Origin of the sequence: Dehalobacter restrictus DSM 9455 (assembly GCF_000512895.1) — a bacterium.
GTDB classification, from domain to species: Bacteria; Bacillota; Desulfitobacteriia; order Desulfitobacteriales; family Syntrophobotulaceae; genus Dehalobacter; species Dehalobacter restrictus.
In genome coordinates this window covers 877,208-894,264 of record NZ_CP007033.1, presented here as the reverse complement: position 1 = coordinate 894,264, position 17,057 = coordinate 877,208, and the positions used below count along the sequence as shown (strand labels likewise).

General features: G+C 45.4%; 20 protein-coding genes and 1 pseudogene. 2 read left to right on the top strand and 19 right to left on the bottom strand.

The genetic code is table 11. The features are described from left to right. Window positions 1-12: 12 nt before the first annotated feature. From DEHRE_RS04300 to DEHRE_RS04240, 13 genes are all read right to left on the bottom strand, one after another. Window positions 13-1,443, bottom strand: a complete 1,431-nt coding sequence (locus DEHRE_RS04300) for an NADH-quinone oxidoreductase subunit N (protein ID WP_019225125.1) — start codon at window positions 1,441-1,443, stop codon at window positions 13-15. Then, on the bottom strand, window positions 1,443-2,981 hold the full coding sequence (locus DEHRE_RS04295) for a complex I subunit 4 family protein (protein ID WP_019225124.1): 1,539 nt from the start codon (window positions 2,979-2,981) through the stop codon (window positions 1,443-1,445). The genes DEHRE_RS04300 and DEHRE_RS04295 overlap by 1 nt, the downstream gene beginning before the upstream one ends. Continuing rightward, window positions 2,981-4,954 (bottom strand): NADH-quinone oxidoreductase subunit L, encoded by a 1,974-nt coding sequence (gene nuoL / locus DEHRE_RS04290; RefSeq protein ID WP_019225123.1) that lies wholly within the window; start codon window positions 4,952-4,954, stop codon window positions 2,981-2,983. Before nuoL ends, DEHRE_RS04295 begins: the two co-directional genes overlap by 1 nt. A gap of 37 nt (window positions 4,955-4,991) precedes the next feature. After that, window positions 4,992-5,327, bottom strand: a complete 336-nt coding sequence (gene nuoK / locus DEHRE_RS04285; RefSeq protein ID WP_019225122.1) for an NADH-quinone oxidoreductase subunit NuoK — start codon at window positions 5,325-5,327, stop codon at window positions 4,992-4,994. Further along, on the bottom strand, window positions 5,324-5,824 hold the full coding sequence (locus DEHRE_RS04280; RefSeq protein WP_019225121.1) for an NADH-quinone oxidoreductase subunit J family protein: 501 nt from the start codon (window positions 5,822-5,824) through the stop codon (window positions 5,324-5,326). Before DEHRE_RS04280 ends, nuoK begins: the two co-directional genes overlap by 4 nt. After that, complete coding sequence (locus tag DEHRE_RS04275; protein ID WP_019225120.1) at window positions 5,824-6,237, bottom strand: NuoI/complex I 23 kDa subunit family protein; 414 nt, start codon at window positions 6,235-6,237, stop codon at window positions 5,824-5,826. The genes DEHRE_RS04280 and DEHRE_RS04275 overlap by 1 nt, the downstream gene beginning before the upstream one ends. A gap of 12 nt (window positions 6,238-6,249) precedes the next feature. Beyond that, the gene (nuoH, locus tag DEHRE_RS04270) at window positions 6,250-7,296 is read right to left on the bottom strand and encodes an NADH-quinone oxidoreductase subunit NuoH (protein ID WP_019225119.1); all 1,047 of its coding nucleotides are present in this window, start codon (window positions 7,294-7,296) and stop codon (window positions 6,250-6,252) included. A 36-nt stretch (window positions 7,297-7,332) separates the two neighbouring features. Next, on the bottom strand, window positions 7,333-8,442 hold the full coding sequence (locus DEHRE_RS04265) for an NADH-quinone oxidoreductase subunit D (protein WP_025205348.1): 1,110 nt from the start codon (window positions 8,440-8,442) through the stop codon (window positions 7,333-7,335). Window positions 8,443-8,477: 35 nt separating this feature from the next. Then, window positions 8,478-8,939, bottom strand: coding sequence for an NADH-quinone oxidoreductase subunit C (locus DEHRE_RS04260; protein ID WP_019225117.1), 462 nt, complete (start codon window positions 8,937-8,939; stop codon window positions 8,478-8,480). Beyond that, the gene (locus DEHRE_RS04255; protein ID WP_019225116.1) at window positions 8,932-9,471 is read right to left on the bottom strand and encodes an NADH-quinone oxidoreductase subunit B; all 540 of its coding nucleotides are present in this window, start codon (window positions 9,469-9,471) and stop codon (window positions 8,932-8,934) included. The genes DEHRE_RS04260 and DEHRE_RS04255 overlap by 8 nt, the downstream gene beginning before the upstream one ends. Further along, the gene (locus tag DEHRE_RS04250) at window positions 9,462-9,818 is read right to left on the bottom strand and encodes an NADH-quinone oxidoreductase subunit A (RefSeq protein ID WP_019225115.1); all 357 of its coding nucleotides are present in this window, start codon (window positions 9,816-9,818) and stop codon (window positions 9,462-9,464) included. The genes DEHRE_RS04255 and DEHRE_RS04250 overlap by 10 nt, the downstream gene beginning before the upstream one ends. Before the next feature lie 300 nt (window positions 9,819-10,118). Further along, window positions 10,119-10,499, bottom strand: coding sequence for a desulfoferrodoxin (locus DEHRE_RS04245; protein ID WP_019225114.1), 381 nt, complete (start codon window positions 10,497-10,499; stop codon window positions 10,119-10,121). After that, a complete protein-coding gene (locus DEHRE_RS04240; protein WP_019225113.1) occupies window positions 10,496-11,668 on the bottom strand; it encodes an FprA family A-type flavoprotein in 1,173 nt (390 codons plus the stop codon). The genes DEHRE_RS04245 and DEHRE_RS04240 overlap by 4 nt, the downstream gene beginning before the upstream one ends. Window positions 11,669-11,923: 255 nt before the next feature. Between DEHRE_RS04240 and DEHRE_RS04235 the strand changes: the two genes are divergently transcribed. Together DEHRE_RS04235 and DEHRE_RS04230 are read left to right on the top strand one after the other, a co-directional pair. Continuing rightward, on the top strand, window positions 11,924-12,181 hold the full coding sequence (locus DEHRE_RS04235) for a CPF_0552 family protein (RefSeq protein ID WP_019225112.1): 258 nt from the start codon (window positions 11,924-11,926) through the stop codon (window positions 12,179-12,181). Window positions 12,182-12,389: 208 nt separating this feature from the next. After that, window positions 12,390-13,223 (top strand): GAF domain-containing protein, encoded by an 834-nt coding sequence (locus tag DEHRE_RS04230; RefSeq protein WP_025205346.1) that lies wholly within the window; start codon window positions 12,390-12,392, stop codon window positions 13,221-13,223. A gap of 323 nt (window positions 13,224-13,546) precedes the next feature. Here DEHRE_RS04230 and rbr read toward each other — a convergent pair whose 3' ends face one another. The 6 genes and pseudogenes from rbr to DEHRE_RS15195 all read right to left on the bottom strand — a co-directional run bounded on the left by rbr (window position 13,547) and on the right by DEHRE_RS15195 (window position 16,971). Continuing rightward, entirely contained in the window at window positions 13,547-14,083 is a 537-nt protein-coding gene (rbr, locus tag DEHRE_RS04225) for a rubrerythrin (RefSeq protein WP_019225110.1), read from the bottom strand. Window positions 14,084-14,270: 187 nt separating this feature from the next. Further along, window positions 14,271-15,030 (bottom strand): annotated as a pseudogene (locus DEHRE_RS04220) (fumarylacetoacetate hydrolase family protein). A 26-nt stretch (window positions 15,031-15,056) separates the two neighbouring features. Next, on the bottom strand, window positions 15,057-15,704 hold the full coding sequence (trhA, locus tag DEHRE_RS04215) for a PAQR family membrane homeostasis protein TrhA (protein ID WP_019225108.1): 648 nt from the start codon (window positions 15,702-15,704) through the stop codon (window positions 15,057-15,059). 88 nt (window positions 15,705-15,792) lie between these two features. Next, window positions 15,793-15,915: a cyclic lactone autoinducer peptide gene (locus DEHRE_RS14335; RefSeq protein WP_019225107.1), complete on the bottom strand. Its 123-nt coding sequence runs from the start codon at window positions 15,913-15,915 to the stop codon at window positions 15,793-15,795. Further along, entirely contained in the window at window positions 15,912-16,499 is a 588-nt protein-coding gene (locus DEHRE_RS04210) for an accessory gene regulator ArgB-like protein (RefSeq protein ID WP_019225106.1), read from the bottom strand. Before DEHRE_RS04210 ends, DEHRE_RS14335 begins: the two co-directional genes overlap by 4 nt. Before the next feature lie 196 nt (window positions 16,500-16,695). Beyond that, window positions 16,696-16,971: a hypothetical protein gene (locus DEHRE_RS15195; protein ID WP_242837037.1), complete on the bottom strand. Its 276-nt coding sequence runs from the start codon at window positions 16,969-16,971 to the stop codon at window positions 16,696-16,698. Window positions 16,972-17,057: the final 86 nt, after the last annotated feature.

Sequence of the window (17,057 nt, the reverse complement as noted above, 5' to 3'; positions counted from 1 at the left end):
CCTTCATTTACATCAGAAAGGAAACATCGCATTTCCAGCCATATTTGCCAGCACTGACAGTGGCTCGGCATAGACACCGAGAACCAGCGTGAGGACCAGAATCAGCAGTAGGGTAACATTGGTTCCGACCGGAACCTTGATTGGTGTGCTGGAGACAGGATCGTTCATATACATGGCTTTAACCACGAGCAAATAGTAATAGACGGAAACCATGCTCATGACCAGACCGAGAATGACGAGCCATAAATAGCCCTGGTTAACGATCGAAGAAAACAAATAAAGTTTGCCGACAAAACCGGCGAGAGGCGGTATCCCTGCCATCGACAGGAGACATACCGTCAGCACGGCGGCCATAAACGGTGAACGCTGGGCAAGCCCTGCATAATCTTTAATCTCTTCACTCCCCGTATTCTGGGAGAATGTGATGACAACCGCAAAAGCACCGATCGTCGCAAACACATACACCATCGAATAGAACGCAACTGCTTTGATCCCAGCGGAACTTATGGCGATAATTCCCGTGATAATATAGCCGGCCTGCGCGATACTTGAGTACGCAAGCATTCTCTTGATATTGGTCTGCGGGATGGCAGCAATGTTTCCGATGACCATCGTCATCGCAGCCATAATCGCCAGGATATACGTCCATTGTCCGCTGTAGCTTGGCAGTGCTTCAATCAGGATACGGGCCAACGCTGCAAAAGAAGCCGCTTTGGAACCGGTGGCGAGGAAGGTGGTGACAGGTGTCGGCGCACCTTCGTAGACATCCGGTGACCACATATGGAAAGGCACCAGCGAAACTTTAAAGCCAAGTCCTGACAGCAGGAAGATGATTCCGACGAGAATCGCCGGTGACAATCCATCCATCTGCTTAATGCTTTCAGCAATATCACGGATCACAAACGTACCAGTCATGCCATAGACCAGGCTTAAACCGTACAGCAGGATTCCGGAGGAAACGGCACCGAGAATCAGGTATTTGACCCCGGCTTCAGAGGACTTCAGATCGGTCTTGTAGCCTGCCAGGATGTAGAATGAAATTGTCATGGTTTCCAGCGCGACATAAAGTGTCAGCAGGTCTCCGGCGGAAACCAGCACCATCATGCCCAGCGCAGCAACGAGGGTGATGATATAGAACTCATAGTTGCCGCCCATTTTCCTGACATACACCGTGGAGGTCAGGATGACCAGAACGGCAGCTATCAGGAACAGCTGTTTAAAGAACACGGCAAAATCATCGACGATGAACATGCCGTCCATCACACTGGTATTCTGTCCATAGCTTCCGAAACTGTATACGAGGATCACCGCAAGTCCCACGGCAATGACGTAACCAAGTCTATGCCGTTTTTCTTTGGACAGGAACAGGCCAATGGCCAGAACTACCAGTCCAAGGAGTGCCGTTGCAATTTCAATGGTAAATAAAGAAAAGTTTATATTCATTACAGGTTACCTCCTATCTGGGAGCTAGCCTCGACCAGTCTTTCAGCAATAGGCGTTATCCCTGAATTGACCATATCCATCAGCAAGGATGGGAATAAACCGAAGATGACAGTGAACGCGACCAGAACGATGACCGGAATCATATAGGAGCCTTTGATATCTATTTTTCCGTCCCATTCTGTCTTGCGTGGTCCAAACAGTACATTGGCTGCCATTCTGAGGACATAGACGGCTCCAATAATAATTCCCGTCAGGGCCAGAATCGCAGGAATCCTGATGGCCGGTTCGCTAAAAGCACCCATAAATACGGTAAACTCAGGAACAAACGTAATTAAGCCCGGCAGTCCGGCCGAAGCCATCGTCGCTACTAGGAACACACCGGCTAGACGCGGCATCTGATGTGCGACCCCTCCGAGATCAGGGATATGCCTAGTTTTCGTTTCAGCATAGATATAGCCGACGACCGAGAAGAACAGGGCCGCCATGATGCCATGCGCGAACATATTGGCAACCGCACCGTTCAGACCAATCACATTAAGCGATGCGATACCGATCAGTACGAAACCCATATGGCTCACGCTGGAATATCCGACGACATATTTCATGTCTTTTTGGGCCAGGCTGATGAACGCCGCGTACAGCACGTTGCAGACAGCCAGGATTGCAATCAGCGGCGCCCAGAATTTAGCACCGAGCGGGAAGATAAAGATACCGATCCGGATAAGACCATAGCCGCCAATCTTTTTCAGAACACCGGCGTGAATCATGGAAACCGCAGTCGGCGCACCGGCATATCCGTCCGGTGACCAAGAGTGAAACGGAAACATGGAGATCAGGGACGTGAAGCCAAGCGCCATCAAGCCAAAGATCGCAATCTGAAGGTTTCTGGAGAAGTTCAGCGTGGCGAGCTTTTCAATATCAAAGGTCGGCGTTCCAAGCATATTGCCGGCCAATACATACATCCAAATCAATCCGGCCAGAAGGAAGGCGCTTCCGATCAGTAGATAGATCGTCAGTTTCATACCGGCGTATTCTTTGTTGACATCTTTTGTTTTGCTGCCGCTTCCCCAGATGATCACCATGATGTAAATCGGAATGACCACCACTTCATAGAACAAGAAGAAGATAAACAGGTCCCTGGCAATAAAAGTTCCCATGACACCGGCAATCAGGATCAGCAGCAGGATATAGAACTCTTTGGCTCTTTTCTCGATACTCCAGGAACGGGAAAACACTGCTGAAAAGCCAATGACGTTGGTCAGCAGCAGGAGAGGCAGGCTCAGGCCGTCAACCCCAAGCGAATAAACAACACCCAAGTCCGTCACAAACGGAATATCTTCCGTAAAGGCGAACCCACCGACAGCCAAGTTCTGCGTGTAATAAATATAATACACAAAAATGGACAGGGCAAGGGAAATGAACGTCGCGATGCCGGCAACGGCTTTGATCGCGCCGGATCTTTCTTTCGGTATAAAGACACTGATCAGCGCACCGATGATCGGTGCCAGTAAAATGGTGGTTAAGACAGGAAAATTCATTACTTGACACCTCCCAGCAGCCCGATATTCAGTTGACCTAAGTCTGCAGTTGTTAAAATCATGATCAGGACGATCACACCAACAAAGAAGACCATTGCATAGTGCTGAAGGTTGCCGGTATTGACTCTACGGGCAGCATCACCTGAATCCCGGGTAAGCTTCGCAAGACCATTGACAATACCGTCGACGATAACCACATCAACCCACCACAAAATCCGTCCGAACCCATCAATGATGTGATTAATGACCCAGAGGTAAAACTCATCAATATAGTATTTATTAAGCGAAAGCTTATACAGGAACGGGATCTTTTGGGCAACGGCTTCAGCTGAGAATGTCTTCTTCAGATAGAACAGCGCAGCCGTTCCAATTCCGATCAACGCTAACGCTGTTGACAGGATGATCAGGAACCAGTTTGCTTCCACCTCGTGGAAATGGCCCAACCGGACAAAGTAACCAAAAGCATGTCCTTCCCCAAGTCCCGGCCAGCCTACCCAGCCGCCGGCCAGCGAAAACACAGCAAGAATGATGAGCGGGATCGTCATGGTCTTCGGTGCTTCATGCGGATGCGCATCGTGGCTTCTGAGTTCACCGTGGAAGCAGATGAAGAACATCCTGAACATATAAAATGCCGTCATTAGGGCTGTCAACGCTGCCAGAATAAACAGGACCGTGTAGACGCCCTGAAACGGACCGGCAGCATGTCCCGATAATGATGAAGCAGCATAGGTGACTTCCAGGATCAGGTCCTTACTGAAGAAGCCGGCAAACGGAAAGATACCGGAAATGGCCAGGCAGCCAACCAGCATGGTCCAATAAGTAACCGGCATGTATTTTTTCAAACCGCCGTATTTCGCAATGCTGGCTTCATTGTGCATCGCATGAAGCACAGCGCCTGCGCAAAGGAAGAGCAACGCTTTGAAGAAAGCGTGGGTGAACAAATGAAACATACTGGCGGTAAGGCTTCCTGCTCCAAGGGCCAGCATCATGTAGCCGAGCTGGGAAACCGTTGAGTAAGCCAGGATCTTTTTCATCTCGGTCTGCGTTAAGGCAATAGAGGCCGCAAAGATTGCGGTGAAACCGCCGATAATCGCCACAAAAACCATTGCCGTAGGAAGCGTAATGAACAGCGTAAGCGTTCTGCCAACCAGATAGACCCCTGCCACAACCATGGTAGCCGCATGGATCAGTGCACTGACCGGAGTAGGGCCTTCCATGGCGTCGGGAAGCCAAACATGGAACGGGAACTGACCGGATTTGGCCATAGGTCCGAGGAACAGCACGATCGCGATTGCCGTCAGCGCACCAGCCGAGAGGGTGGTGTACTGCGCAAAATTCGGGATCATTTCAGCGAGTTCCTGCAGGTCAAGGGTCCCGAAGTTGACTTGCAGAAGAATAATCCCCAGAAGCAGGCCGAAGTCCCCTGCCCGGCAGGTAATGAACGCCTTTTTTGCTGCTTCACGCGCGGAATTCTTCTCGTACCAGAAACCAATCAGCAGATAGGAACACAGGCCGACCAGTTCCCAGAACACAAACATTTGCAGAAGGTTCGGCGCAATGACCAACCCCAGCATCGAGGCGGCAAAGAGCGAAAGGTAGGAATAAAAACGGGAAAATCCAGGATCTCCGTGCATATAGCCGAGAGAATAAATCTGGACCAAAGACGCGACCAACGTCACTACGAAAAGCATCATGGCCGATGTAGGATCGATCTGCGTTCCTACGTCGATCGTGAGCCCATGCATACTGAACCAAGGAACAACGACTTTTAAAGGATGTTCTATTAAGAATTCGCCGCGTTGAAGTACGCCTATTCCAATAGCAACCGACAGTACAAACGATACAAGGATGCCCAGAATGGAAATGAAAGCGCTTAGCTTTTGCGAGGGTTTCGTCACAAAGACGATCAGAGCAAAGGCCAACGCTGGCAACAACGGAATCAACCAGGCGTTATTCAAAGCAAAATCAATCATTATAGTAAATTACACCTGCCTTTATCTTGAATTAAGACTACCATTTCATTGAATCGATATCATCCGCTTCAACTGACTTGTGCTGGCGGTAGACAGAGATAATCAAGGCCAAGCCTACCGATACTTCCGCTGCTGCCAAGGCGATCACAAAAAGCGCGAAGACGTGGCCGTGCAGAGCCGGAGCGGTGGTATATCTGTTAAATGCAACAAGGTTGATGTTGACTGAACTCAGCATGATTTCCATTCCCATGAGGATCGCAATCAGGTTTCTTTTGGCCAGAACACTGAAAAGCCCGATGAAGAAAAGAGTTCCGCTAAGAATCAGAAAATGCGGCAATCCAATATTGAATAAAAAGTCGATGATACTACTCATGAGGACTTTTTCACCTCTTTCACGATAACAATCGCGCCGAGCATGGCCACCAGCAACAGTACTGCGGTCACTTCAAACGCAACGACGTATTTTGTCAGCATCAGATTAGCAATTTCCTTCGCTGTTGACTCCGGAGCTGTCGTAGCCTTCAGCGGCCACTTCGTTGTCAGCACCATGACTGCATTCACGACGATCATGATCAGCGAGAGCAGCGCTCCCGGAATCAGGTTCCTGGAGAACAAGTTTGTCGTTTTCATATCCCCGCGCATGGTAAACATGATCGCGAAAACAACAAAGATCGTAATCGCCCCGGCATAAATCAGAACCTGGGTGGCGGCCAGAAAATCAGCATGCAGCAGAACAAAAACCCCCGAAATACCCAAGAATGCTACCAGCATTAAAAGCGCACTGTGAAAGATATTTTTGCTGATGACCATCATAAGTGCCGAACCGAGGGTAACGATGGCAATTACGTAAAACATCACTGTAAAGCCCATCACGCTTCACTCCTTTCAGCCTGAACCGACTGAGGCTCGGCTTTATAGAGGATTCTGTTAAGATCTTCCCGGAAGAAGACCGTCTGTTCAAAAGCTTGCGTATTGTACAAAGCATCTTGAGGACAGGCCTCAACACAAAACCCGCAGAAAATACAGCTTTCCATCAGCATACGATACTGAACCAGCTTTCTTTTGTTGTTCTCATCCTTATAGCTTTCAATGGAGATAATCCCGTTGGGACAAGCGTTGACGCAAAGTCCGCATGCCGTACATTTATCCGGGGTCAGTTCAAACCATCCCCGGGAGCGCTTCGGCAGGTTAGGCTTTTGCTCCGGGTACATCTCCGTGACTTTCTTCTTAAAAAAGTGTCTGATTGATATTCTTAAGCCTTTTAAAAGTCCTTGTCCGTACACGATTTCACCACCTTAACCTGCAATCATCCGGTAGACGTAAACGCCAATGCCGGTGATCACAATATTGAATAACGTAAGCGGAATCAGGAATTTCCAGCCAATATGCATCAAATGCTCGACCTTTACCCTGACAAATGTCCATCTGACCCACATGAACAGGAAAATCATCAAGTAAATTTTAAACATCATCCAGATGAATCCCGGTATGAAGGTCAAGCCAAACGGTGCATTCCAGCCGCCGAGGAACACAACCGCTGCAATCGCCGAGACCGCAACCAGATGGGTATATTCAGCGACCATAAACAACGCATAGCGGATACCCGAATACTCAACGAAATATCCCGCAACCAACTCCTGCTCCCCTTCCGCCAAGTCGAACGGTCCACGGTTTGTTTCCGCGATGGAACAAACAAAATAAGCGAAGAAGGCGAGAATCTGTGGGAAGATAAACCAGACGTTTTTCTGGGCATCGACAATCTCGGTAAGGCTTAAGCTTCCGGTGATCATGACGATGCCGAGCAAAGAAAAGGCCAGCGGAATTTCATAGCTGATCATCTGAGCAGCCGTTCTCATGCCGCCGAGCAGCGCGTATTTATTATTGGAAGCAAAACCGGCCATGACAAAGGCAATCGTTCCTGTAGAACCGATCGCAATAAAGTACAATAGTCCGACATTCAAATCTTCCAGGATCATACCTTTGCCGAGAGGAATAACGGCCCAGCCCATAATTGCTGTAAGGAATGCGCAGATACTGGCAATCTTAAATACCGGTCTGTCCACGTTTTCGGGAATGATATCCTCTTTCCCGAGCATTTTGACAATATCAACTGGGAACTGCAGAAAACCTGCAGGTCCAAGGCGGTTGGGGCCAACGCGGTCAGCGTAAAAAGCAGCAAACTTACGTTCCAGCCAGACCAGAACAATCAGGTTCGTTAGCACAAAGATAATGACAATTAAAACCAGAATGGTTTTAATCAATATTTCAGCAGGCAATGCCGGTATTCCAATCCCAACAAGCCACTGTCTGAACATATCGACCCAAACAAGAAATAGTACCATATTTTCCTCCATCTTCTGAATTCTTGTTTCTGTCTGTTAGCGATCAATTTCTCCCAACACAATGTCTAAGGAAGCAAAGGCAACGACTGCATCCTGCAGATGCAAACCGACAGCCATTTCTTCAAAAACTGCCACATTTACAAAACAGGGAGAACAAATCCTTAAACGGTAAGGTTTGGCTGTACCGTCACTCACAATATGGAAACCAAGATGCCCTTTGGAATGCTCGATACGGTGATAGACTTCTCCGGCAGGAGGTTTAATTATTTTCGGGACCTTGGCCAAAACCGGACCTTCCGGAAGTTCTCTATAAGCCTGTTCCAGAATTTTGACGCTTTCAGCCATCTCGTCCATACGAACGATATAACGATCAAACGTGTCCCCAGTCTGACGGACCGGCACATTGAATTTAAAACGGTCATAGATCCCATATGGCTCGTCCCGACGCAGATCATAATCAATGCCTGAAGCCCTGGCCGAAGGACCGGATATCCCGTAATTCAAAGCTTTTTCGCGGGAAAGCGAGGCAACCCCCTTTGTACGGGCCTGGAAGATCTCATTGCCGGTTAATATACCGTGGTACTCTTCCATGCATTTAGGCATGATATCGAGCAATTTGCGCAGGGCAGGCATAAATTCTTCGTTTAGATCCGCTGCAACGCCACCAAACCGCATATAATTCGGCATCATGCGGCTGCCGGCTGCCATTTCAAATAAATCCAAAATCGTGTCTCTCTCGCGGAACCCGTAGGTCCAAGGTGTGAAACCGGCCATGTCCAGCGCCATCGAGGAATAAAACACCAAGTGGCTGGCGATACGCTGAAGTTCAGCCATAATCACCCGGATATATTCGGCCCGTTCGGGAACCTGATCGGAAATACCCATCAATTTTTCCACCGTACGGACATAAGCCTCTTCATTCAACATGCCTGAAACATAGTCCAACCGTCCGTTGTACGGAATAAACTGGGTATAGGTACGGGACTCCGCCATTTTTTCAATGCCGCGATGAAGATAACCGATATGGTTCACGCACTTGGTGATATATTCGCCCTCCATTGTGAACACTCCGCGATACACCCCGTGCGTACTGGGGTGCTGAGGACCAAAGTTTAAGTTCATCTCCTGGGTTCTTATGTCATTCATTCTTACACCTCAAATTCTGTTTCGCATTTTGGTGTTTAATCAGCCTGCTGCGTAAAATCTTTGCGCAAAGGATGTCCGGCAAAGTCCTCCGGCAGCAGAATCCTTCTGAGATCAGGATGATCATTAAATAGAATCCCCATCAAATCGAAAACTTCCCTTTCGTGTACCTGAGCCGCTTTCCAGACGGAACTGACCGACGGTACCCAGCAGGGATTCTCTTTGGTTATTTCCACTTTAACAGTCAAATAGTGCTTATGCTCAATCGAAAACAGGTGATAGATCACCGTGAAGTTTTCCGGATAATCCACAGAGCTTAGATTCATCAGAACATCGAATTTGTACTGTGGATTTTCCCTAAGTTCCTGCATGGTCTCCACAAGCTTCAAGCGGGATACTTTTATGGAACCTTCCGTATTGTCCTCAAAGACTTCTGCTTGAGCATCCATCTTCTCATTAAGGAAGGCAACCAGTGCTTGACGATCCATCTTCTTATCCATTCTGCATGATCCTCTCCTTGTTGTTCTCAGCGAACTTTCTGGGATTCGTCACTTTTTTCCGCAGCTCGAGAAGTCCGTAGAACAGTGCTTCGGGTCTCGGCGGACAGCCCGGTACGTAGACATCTACCGGCAAGAACGTATCGGCTCCTTTCACAACACTATAGGAGTCTTTGAACGGACCGCCGCTGATTGCGCAACTGCCCATTGCCAGCACGTATTTCGGTTCGGCCATTTGTTCATACAGTCGGGCAACAATCGGTTCCATTTTTTTCGTGACTGTCCCCGCGATAATCAGAAGGTCGCACTGACGCGGCGAAGGTCTGAATACTTCGGACCCGAAACGCGCGATGTCATAGCGGGCATCTCCAGCCGCCATCATTTCAAACGCACAGCAGGCCAAACCGAACGTCAGCGGCCAGAAGGACCGGGAGCGGCACCAGTTTAACGCATCTTCGATCTTGCACATGATAATATTGTTTGGCATCTCATATTCCGGCACTTCAACTTTATAGTTTTTCTTGACTACATCCATTCCAGAGCACCTTCCTTCCAGGCATAGGCAAATCCAAGGATGAGAATTGCAATAAAGATCACCATCTCAACAATGGCAAACAAGCCCAAATTTTGGAACAACATGGCCCAAGGATAGAGGAAAATTGTTTCAACATCAAAAACCACAAAAATTAAAGCATACATAAAGTAACTAATTTTAAAACGAATCCACGTATCCCCCTGGGTATCAAGGCCACACTCGTAAGTCAACAATTTTGCCTTGGTTGGATTGCTAGGACAGAGCAGCCTCTGAACCACCAGCAGAATTACTGGGAATACAATTCCCCACGCTAAAATTACTGCGATCCCTGCGTAGTTAATTAACATTGTCTACCTCCTCTATATATAAATGAAAATGAATTTAAATTCTCACCAGAGAATTATTGCAAGATGCGTGCCAGAAGTATCCGACACTCAACTTATAAAAATAAAGGCCCAAATACAGGCTTTTTCTCAAATTGTTAAAGTCTCGTAAAAACAAAATATCATTCCGAAAAATTCATAAGTGTACAATTTATTTTCAATTTGATCAACTGAAACAAAAAAGAGATGGTAATCTCAGTCTTTATTATACCATCCCTCTCCTATGATCACATCATCAACTATTAAGAATAATAAACCGTAGGTCTATTTTGTTTTCCAGAGCCCATGCAGATTGCAGTATTCCCTGACCTCGAGAACGGCTGCGATATCTACTGGGAAAGAAGCCTCAGGCTTCTGACCAGGTTTAAGCTCTACACGGCAGACTTTATCTGCGGTCAGAACTTCGATAAACTGAATAAAATGTTTTTCTTCCATGGGGTGCTCAATACTGCCAACCGTTACTTTGATGCCCTTTTCTGTTGGCTGAACTATCGGAAGGTGTTTTTCCAAACCCATATCTTCCGAACGTCCCTCAAGCTTTTCCATGGGCTGGCCACAGCATACCAAGGCTGGAGCCCCTGTGTGAACAATCTCCACAACATTGCCACAGACGTTGCACTTGTAGATCTCTCTTAAATTCGTCATAGGATATTTCCCTCCAACTTCTCTTTCATTTCTTCCAGTTGATCCTCTTCCGGAATGTATTGAATCCTGATATTTTCCAGGGTTTCAAAACCGCAGTCCTTCAGATACTGCTCGACTTGTCCGATACTCTGGCCGCTCCAGCCATAAGAACCGAAAGCCAGTCCAATTCTGTCCTTCGGAGCCAGACCCTTCAGATAGGTTAAGAAACTGGCTACACTTGGCATCAGGTTATTATTCAGAGTCGGTGAGCCGACGCAGATATATTTTGCTGTGATCACTTCAGTCATAATATCTGAAATATGGTTATTTTTTAGATCCATGAACCGGACGTTATAGCCCTTTTTCTCAAATGCATCGCTGATGCTCTCCGCAATAATCTCCGTTGCGTTCCACATCGTGTCATAGACAATCACAACCTTTTTTTCCGTGGCATTCGTGGACCATTTTTGATATTCGTTGAGAATTGCCGGGATGTTGGAGCGCCAGATCAGCCCATGGCTGGTCGCAATTACCTCGACATCCAGTCCGCCTAAGGTTCCTAAAGCTTTTTGAACCTGACCGCCGTACGGCAGGACAATATTCGCGTAATATTTCCTGGCTTCTTCCAGGATAACCCCGAGCGGGAGCTCATCATCAAATCTCTCGGTTGAAGCAATATGCTGGCCGAAAGCATCATTCGAGAACAGAATTTTATCTTCCTCAAGGTAGGTCACCATATTATCCGGCCAGTGTACCATTGGGGTCTGGACAAAAGTTAGATTCCTCTTGCCGATATTCAGGACATCTCCTGATTTGACAATCCGATAGTTCCAATCTTCCCGGAAATGTGCCTTGAGCCCCTTTTCCCCATTGGGGGATGTGACCAGGGTTGCCTTAGTGGCAATCTCCATAATTTCCGGCAAGCTTCCTGAATGGTCCTGCTCAACATGATTGGAAATAACGTAATCAATATCTGCCGGATCAATCACATCCGAAATCCGTTCCAGCATTTCGTCAAATAGGTAATGCTTTACCGTGTCAATTAACGTAATCTTCTCATCAATGATCAGATAAGCATTATATGTACTCCCCCTTTGGGTCAGATACCCATGAAAATTTCTGATGTTCCAGTCAATTCCACCTACCCAGTAGACATTTTCCTTAATTTGAATTGCTTTTATAGAAATCACCTCATATCTTTGTCTTGATATCCACTTCCAAGAATTCACATTTTATTGATTTGTTATTTTCTCTTAACACCTAGTTTATAATATTTCTATTATTTTTTCAACAGCATACTTATTGATAATTATTATAAATCAAAATTACTTTGGTCATTCGGTTAAATCGTTCATGTGAAAGAAGGAAATCATTACGCCTTCCAAGAATATATCTTCAAATATAATGGAGAACTCTATTTTTCTATGACAAAGGAGGCTGAACAAATGTCTTGTTTTAAGCTTATGGCTATAGCTGTTAACCACAGGGCAAAAAATGCTGCCGAAGTACAGGGCGTCTTGACAAAATATGGTTGTATGATCACCGTGAGACTGGGTCTTCATGAGGCCGGTAATGTATGTTCGGACTCAGGGCTAATCATTCTTCAGCTTTCCGGCACTCCCGAAGAGTCGGAATCCTTTGCCGGTGATTTGAACTCAATTCCCGGCGTCAACGCCAAATTTATCGAGATCTGCACCGAGTAAGAAACGCTACTTTTGACTTAAGCAAAAGGCTTCAGATATCAATTTCAAAAGTTTTGTCAGAACAGGTATGATATAAGTTTCGACTGCTTCGACTGCCTATCTCCTTTCTTTTATTGTTTTTTACAATTTTACAAATTATACTAAATTATTTACACCTTTTGTAATAAGATAAAGATACCAATATGGAGTCGAAAAGGAGGTATCATTTATGTCGAAAACCCAGGTAAGCGAATTATTAAAGATTCTTGACAGAGAAATTATGACAAAAAAAATACTCTCCGAACTGAATAATTATATCAATTTGAAAGACTCAATCATTGCGGTTATGAAGCATTTAAAGCAGATCACTAATTGTGACGCTATCGGTATTCGCATATATGATGGCAAAGATTATCCCTTTTATGCCTGTGAAGGCCTGCCTGAGATGCAGATTTCTGAAGAACCACCCCTGTGTTCCGTAAACCCTGAACTCAAAATCCTGAAGCTTTCTCAGGATGAATTCTGGTCTACAAAGTGTATCTGCATGGATGTTATCCAGGGAAAAGCAGACAGGAACATTCCTTTTTTCACTTCTCAGGGAAGCTTCTGGGCCAATGATCTGCCTTCGGTCCTTAAAACCAAGGATAAACATTGTATTGCGGCTGGCTTTAAATCTGTGGCTTTGATTCGTATCATGGCCAGGGATAACTGTATCGGTCTGATTCAGTTGTTGTGCAAGTCAGCGCCGTTTTATCTTGATATGATTCTTTACCTCGAAATGGTAGGAACCTACATCGGTATGGCCATCAACAACAGTTTGACCTATACCCGTATGAAGGAAGCCTACGATTCTATGAATCAGCTTATCCCGATGTGTTCAAGCTGCAAAAAAATTAATACCGAGGAAGAAAGCTGGATCACGATTGAGGAATACCTATTCCAGCAAACCGGCTCTGAATTCACCCATACCATTTGCCCCGAGTGCATTGAGGAATTGTATCCTGCGCTCTATCATAAACTCAAGGAAAAGGAAAATAAAGAAGAAGCGTTTAAAGCCGTGTGATTACAATACCATTATGTTTGGGTAAGTCTGAGGGCCACAATAGCCGCGTACCACGGATGGCACAATACAAAAAGCCTCGCTTCGTATCGTACTCCGCTCACAGCGGGACTGTGGCCCCAGACTGGTATCATAGGTTAACTTGCTGAAAGCCCAGAGGTCTTGGAATATTAGCGAGGATTTTTTCCATAACAGTTCACTGGGCTGTTATGCTGCGAAAACGTGTTCGCGAAGTATCCGTGTAAATCTACACTGTCCCAGAAATAAGAAAAACGTCACAATTGTGACGCCTTCCATAATACTGAATTTAGTTACAGCTACAACAATTAATAGTTCTGTGCAATCACTTCAAAGTACGCTTGCGGATGATCGCAGACCGGGCAGGTCTCAGGTGCTTCAGTCCCGACATGAATATGTCCGCAATTACGGCATTTCCAGGTCGTATTTTGCTTTTTGGCAAATATCTCCTTGTTCTGAAGATTCGACAGCAGCTGCTTGTACCTTTCCTCATGTTCTTTTTCTATTTTCCCAACGCCTTCGAATAATGCGGCAATGTCTCCAAATCCTTCTTCTCTGGCCTCTTGCGCCATTCTGGCGTACATACTGGTCCATTCTTCTCTTTCCCCTGCGGCAGCTGCAACAAGATTTTCTGTCGTGCAGCCAATCCCCTGGAGCTTCTTAAACCAAATCTTCGCATGTTCTTTTTCATTTTCTGCTGTTTCTAAGAAGATGGCGGCAATCTGCTCGTAACCCTCTTTTTTAGCGGCAGATGCGAAATAGGTATATTTGTTTCTCGCCTGTGATTCTCCGGCAAAAGCCTCCATTAAGTTCTTTTCTGTCTTTGAACCTTTTAAATCTTTCATCCCATAACTCCTCTCTGATTAGACTGGCCCTTGTACTTAGTCAACTCTAAAATGCATGTAAAACATCAGAAAGTATTCCATATGAATTGATCTTATATTTTGAGGACCTAAAAAGATTTTAAACGATCCGATATGATTATGCAACAGTTATTTATAATAATTACAATTATTAACTTAGTATAGTTATTTATATTACATAATTTCTTAACACACCGATCTTCTCAATATCAGCTTCTACCCTATCTCCAGGATTCATTGCTCCAATTCCGCCAGGTGTTCCGGTCAAAATAACGTCACCGGGCAGCAAAGTCATGATTGCCGACAGATATTCCACAAGCTCAAAGCATCTGAAAACCAGGTTCTTTGTGTTGGATTTCTGGCGTACTTCTCCGTTCAGGGTAAGCTTGACGGCCAAGTTGTCAGGATCGGCAACATCGGTCTCAATCCACGGTCCCAGCGGACAAAATGTATCAAAACCTTTTGCTCTTGACCATTGACCGTCTTTATGCTGAATATCCCTGGCAGTCACATCGTTCCCGACCGTATAACCAAAGATATATTCAACGGCTTTGCTTTGCGCCACATTTTTTGCTTTTTTTGCCAATTACGATTGCCAGCTCCGCTTCATAATGCAGGTTTTGCGTTTGAGGCGGATAGACAATATTCTCTTCAGGCCCGATTACACTCGTAGAAGGCTTAAGAAACAGCAAAGGTTCCGCAGGAATGGGCTTGCCAAATTCAATCGCATGATCCTGGTAATTCAATCCGATACATAATACCTTGGACGGTTCAACAGGTGCCAGAAGCTGCACATCTTCCAGCGAACATATCTGGTCCGTTGCCTCATAAACTCCAAAAATATCCCCTTTGACATAGCGGATCATCTGACCTGTCAATACGCCGTACCTGACCTGGTTTTCCGCATCCTTGAATCTAAGAAATCTCATGCGTCTTTACTCCCTCTATGATTGTGTTAACCCATAACATACCGGTAAATAAAAAAATAATGCACAATACTCCCTGCTAAGATAAAAAGATGAAATATTTCATGGAACCCAAACTTCCCCAACCTGATCCACTGAGGTTTCACAGCATAAAAGACCGATCCTACAGAATATAACAGTCCTCCTAAGATTAGAAGGAATAAGCCCTGGCCAGGAATAGCCAGAGAAATTGGGTAAATAAAAAATATGGCAATCCAGCCCAGAAGCAAATAGAAAGCGGTATATAACCAGCGAGGAGCATTGAACCAGACAAGCTTCAGGACGATCCCTAAAACGGCCAGCGTCCAGACCCCGATCAGCAAGCCCATTCCCAGCGCACCCTGCAATGTGATCAGACAAATCGGGGTATATGTACCCGCGATCAGAACATAGATCATACAATGATCGATTTTCCGCAGCGTACGGATGACCTGTGCGCTGGAGACTACCCAGTGATAGATCATCGAAGCAGAATAAAGCAGAATAAGACTCCCCCCAAAGACTAGGGCAGAACCTAAATAGGCCATACTGTCGTGTTCCAGCGACCGCAGCAGAAGCAGAACCAGCCCGGAGAGCGAAAGTACAGCTCCGAGCATATGGGACATTGAATTGACCGGTTCCCGAATTCTTAAAGACATTTCTTACACTCCCACTGAAGATTTATTCTGTTACAAGCGTCAAAAATTGTAAGGATAAAAAATGAGGCGGGAAACCCGCCTCATTTTTTTATTTTTGCAGTGACTTTGGTGTCTTTGGCTGATAAGCCCAATAACCACAGGCAAATACAGAACTTGCAGTAGCGAGAAGTACAAGCATGGACGCCATCAGTGTGTAGAGAATTTTTTTCATGTTGTTATCCCCCTTTTTTTATTAAATACAGGCAGAAGGGTCATCGTCTGGAAAACGATCCCCAATACTGCACTGGTATTCACCAGGAAGTTATGACTGACTAACACTACACCAATCGTCAGGATAACAAAACCTATGGAAATAATCTTAAGTTTTCTTCTGAAATTTTGAGAGTGAATAGGTTTGGCCTCACAGTCCACCGGGGCAAGAATAGCAACTAGGGCCAAAGAAAACAGTAAAAAGGCCAGGAGAAAACCGGAGCTCTGGAAACCGTAGTTAACAATTTCCTTGGCAATAACACCAAGAATAGAATAAACTACCGCCCCAAAAGCCAGGCACTTTAGCGGCGTGTCGAAATGAGCCCCACCGGATACTCTCCGTAGAAATCCCCCGAAAACAGCAGCGATGACCGTGGGTACCAAGGCTTTAAAAAGAAAGGCCATTCCCATTATTGCCAAAAAACCCAACACTGTTAAAACAAGTGACTCAATACCATAAGCAATGATCTCTTTTTTATCGTCATCAAAATCTAATTCAGCTGTCAGATTACGGGAAATACGCTCACTGATTTGAGAGAGATCCATTTTCTTCCCTCCTGGTATACCTATCTTTTAACACCTTTTTTTATTTTTAAAATAATTAAACTCGCTATGAATAAAACAAATATTTGAGGTAAAGTAATCAGTATCCTTAATCCAACATCTGTGTTTAGCATCTCAGCTGAAACGTGAAATAATGGCATTAACAAAGACAAACAAACTGTCTCACTAATAATTAAGGCTAAAAAGCCAAGAAGGCTTGCAACCAAACCAGCATAAAAATTACTCTTGCCCCAAAAAACAAAAGAATAAATAAAAGGACCAACATAATCACAGTGTGTAAACCAAACAGGATTGGAAAAAATCGAAGTAAATAAGAGGTCAAAGCCAAAATTATCCCCATGGAAACAATTTTTTTCCATGCAAAAGGCATACCCGCAATAACATAGGCTAAAGTAACAACAGCGATCTGTTCCGGTATTCCTTGCAAAATGAGTGCTATTATTGGAATCTTCATCGATTTCCTCCTTTGGCATTATATGTATTTAGTTTCTACAGTTTTGGCATTTTTCCTTTAATAATCTTAAAAATATTTCATAAGTC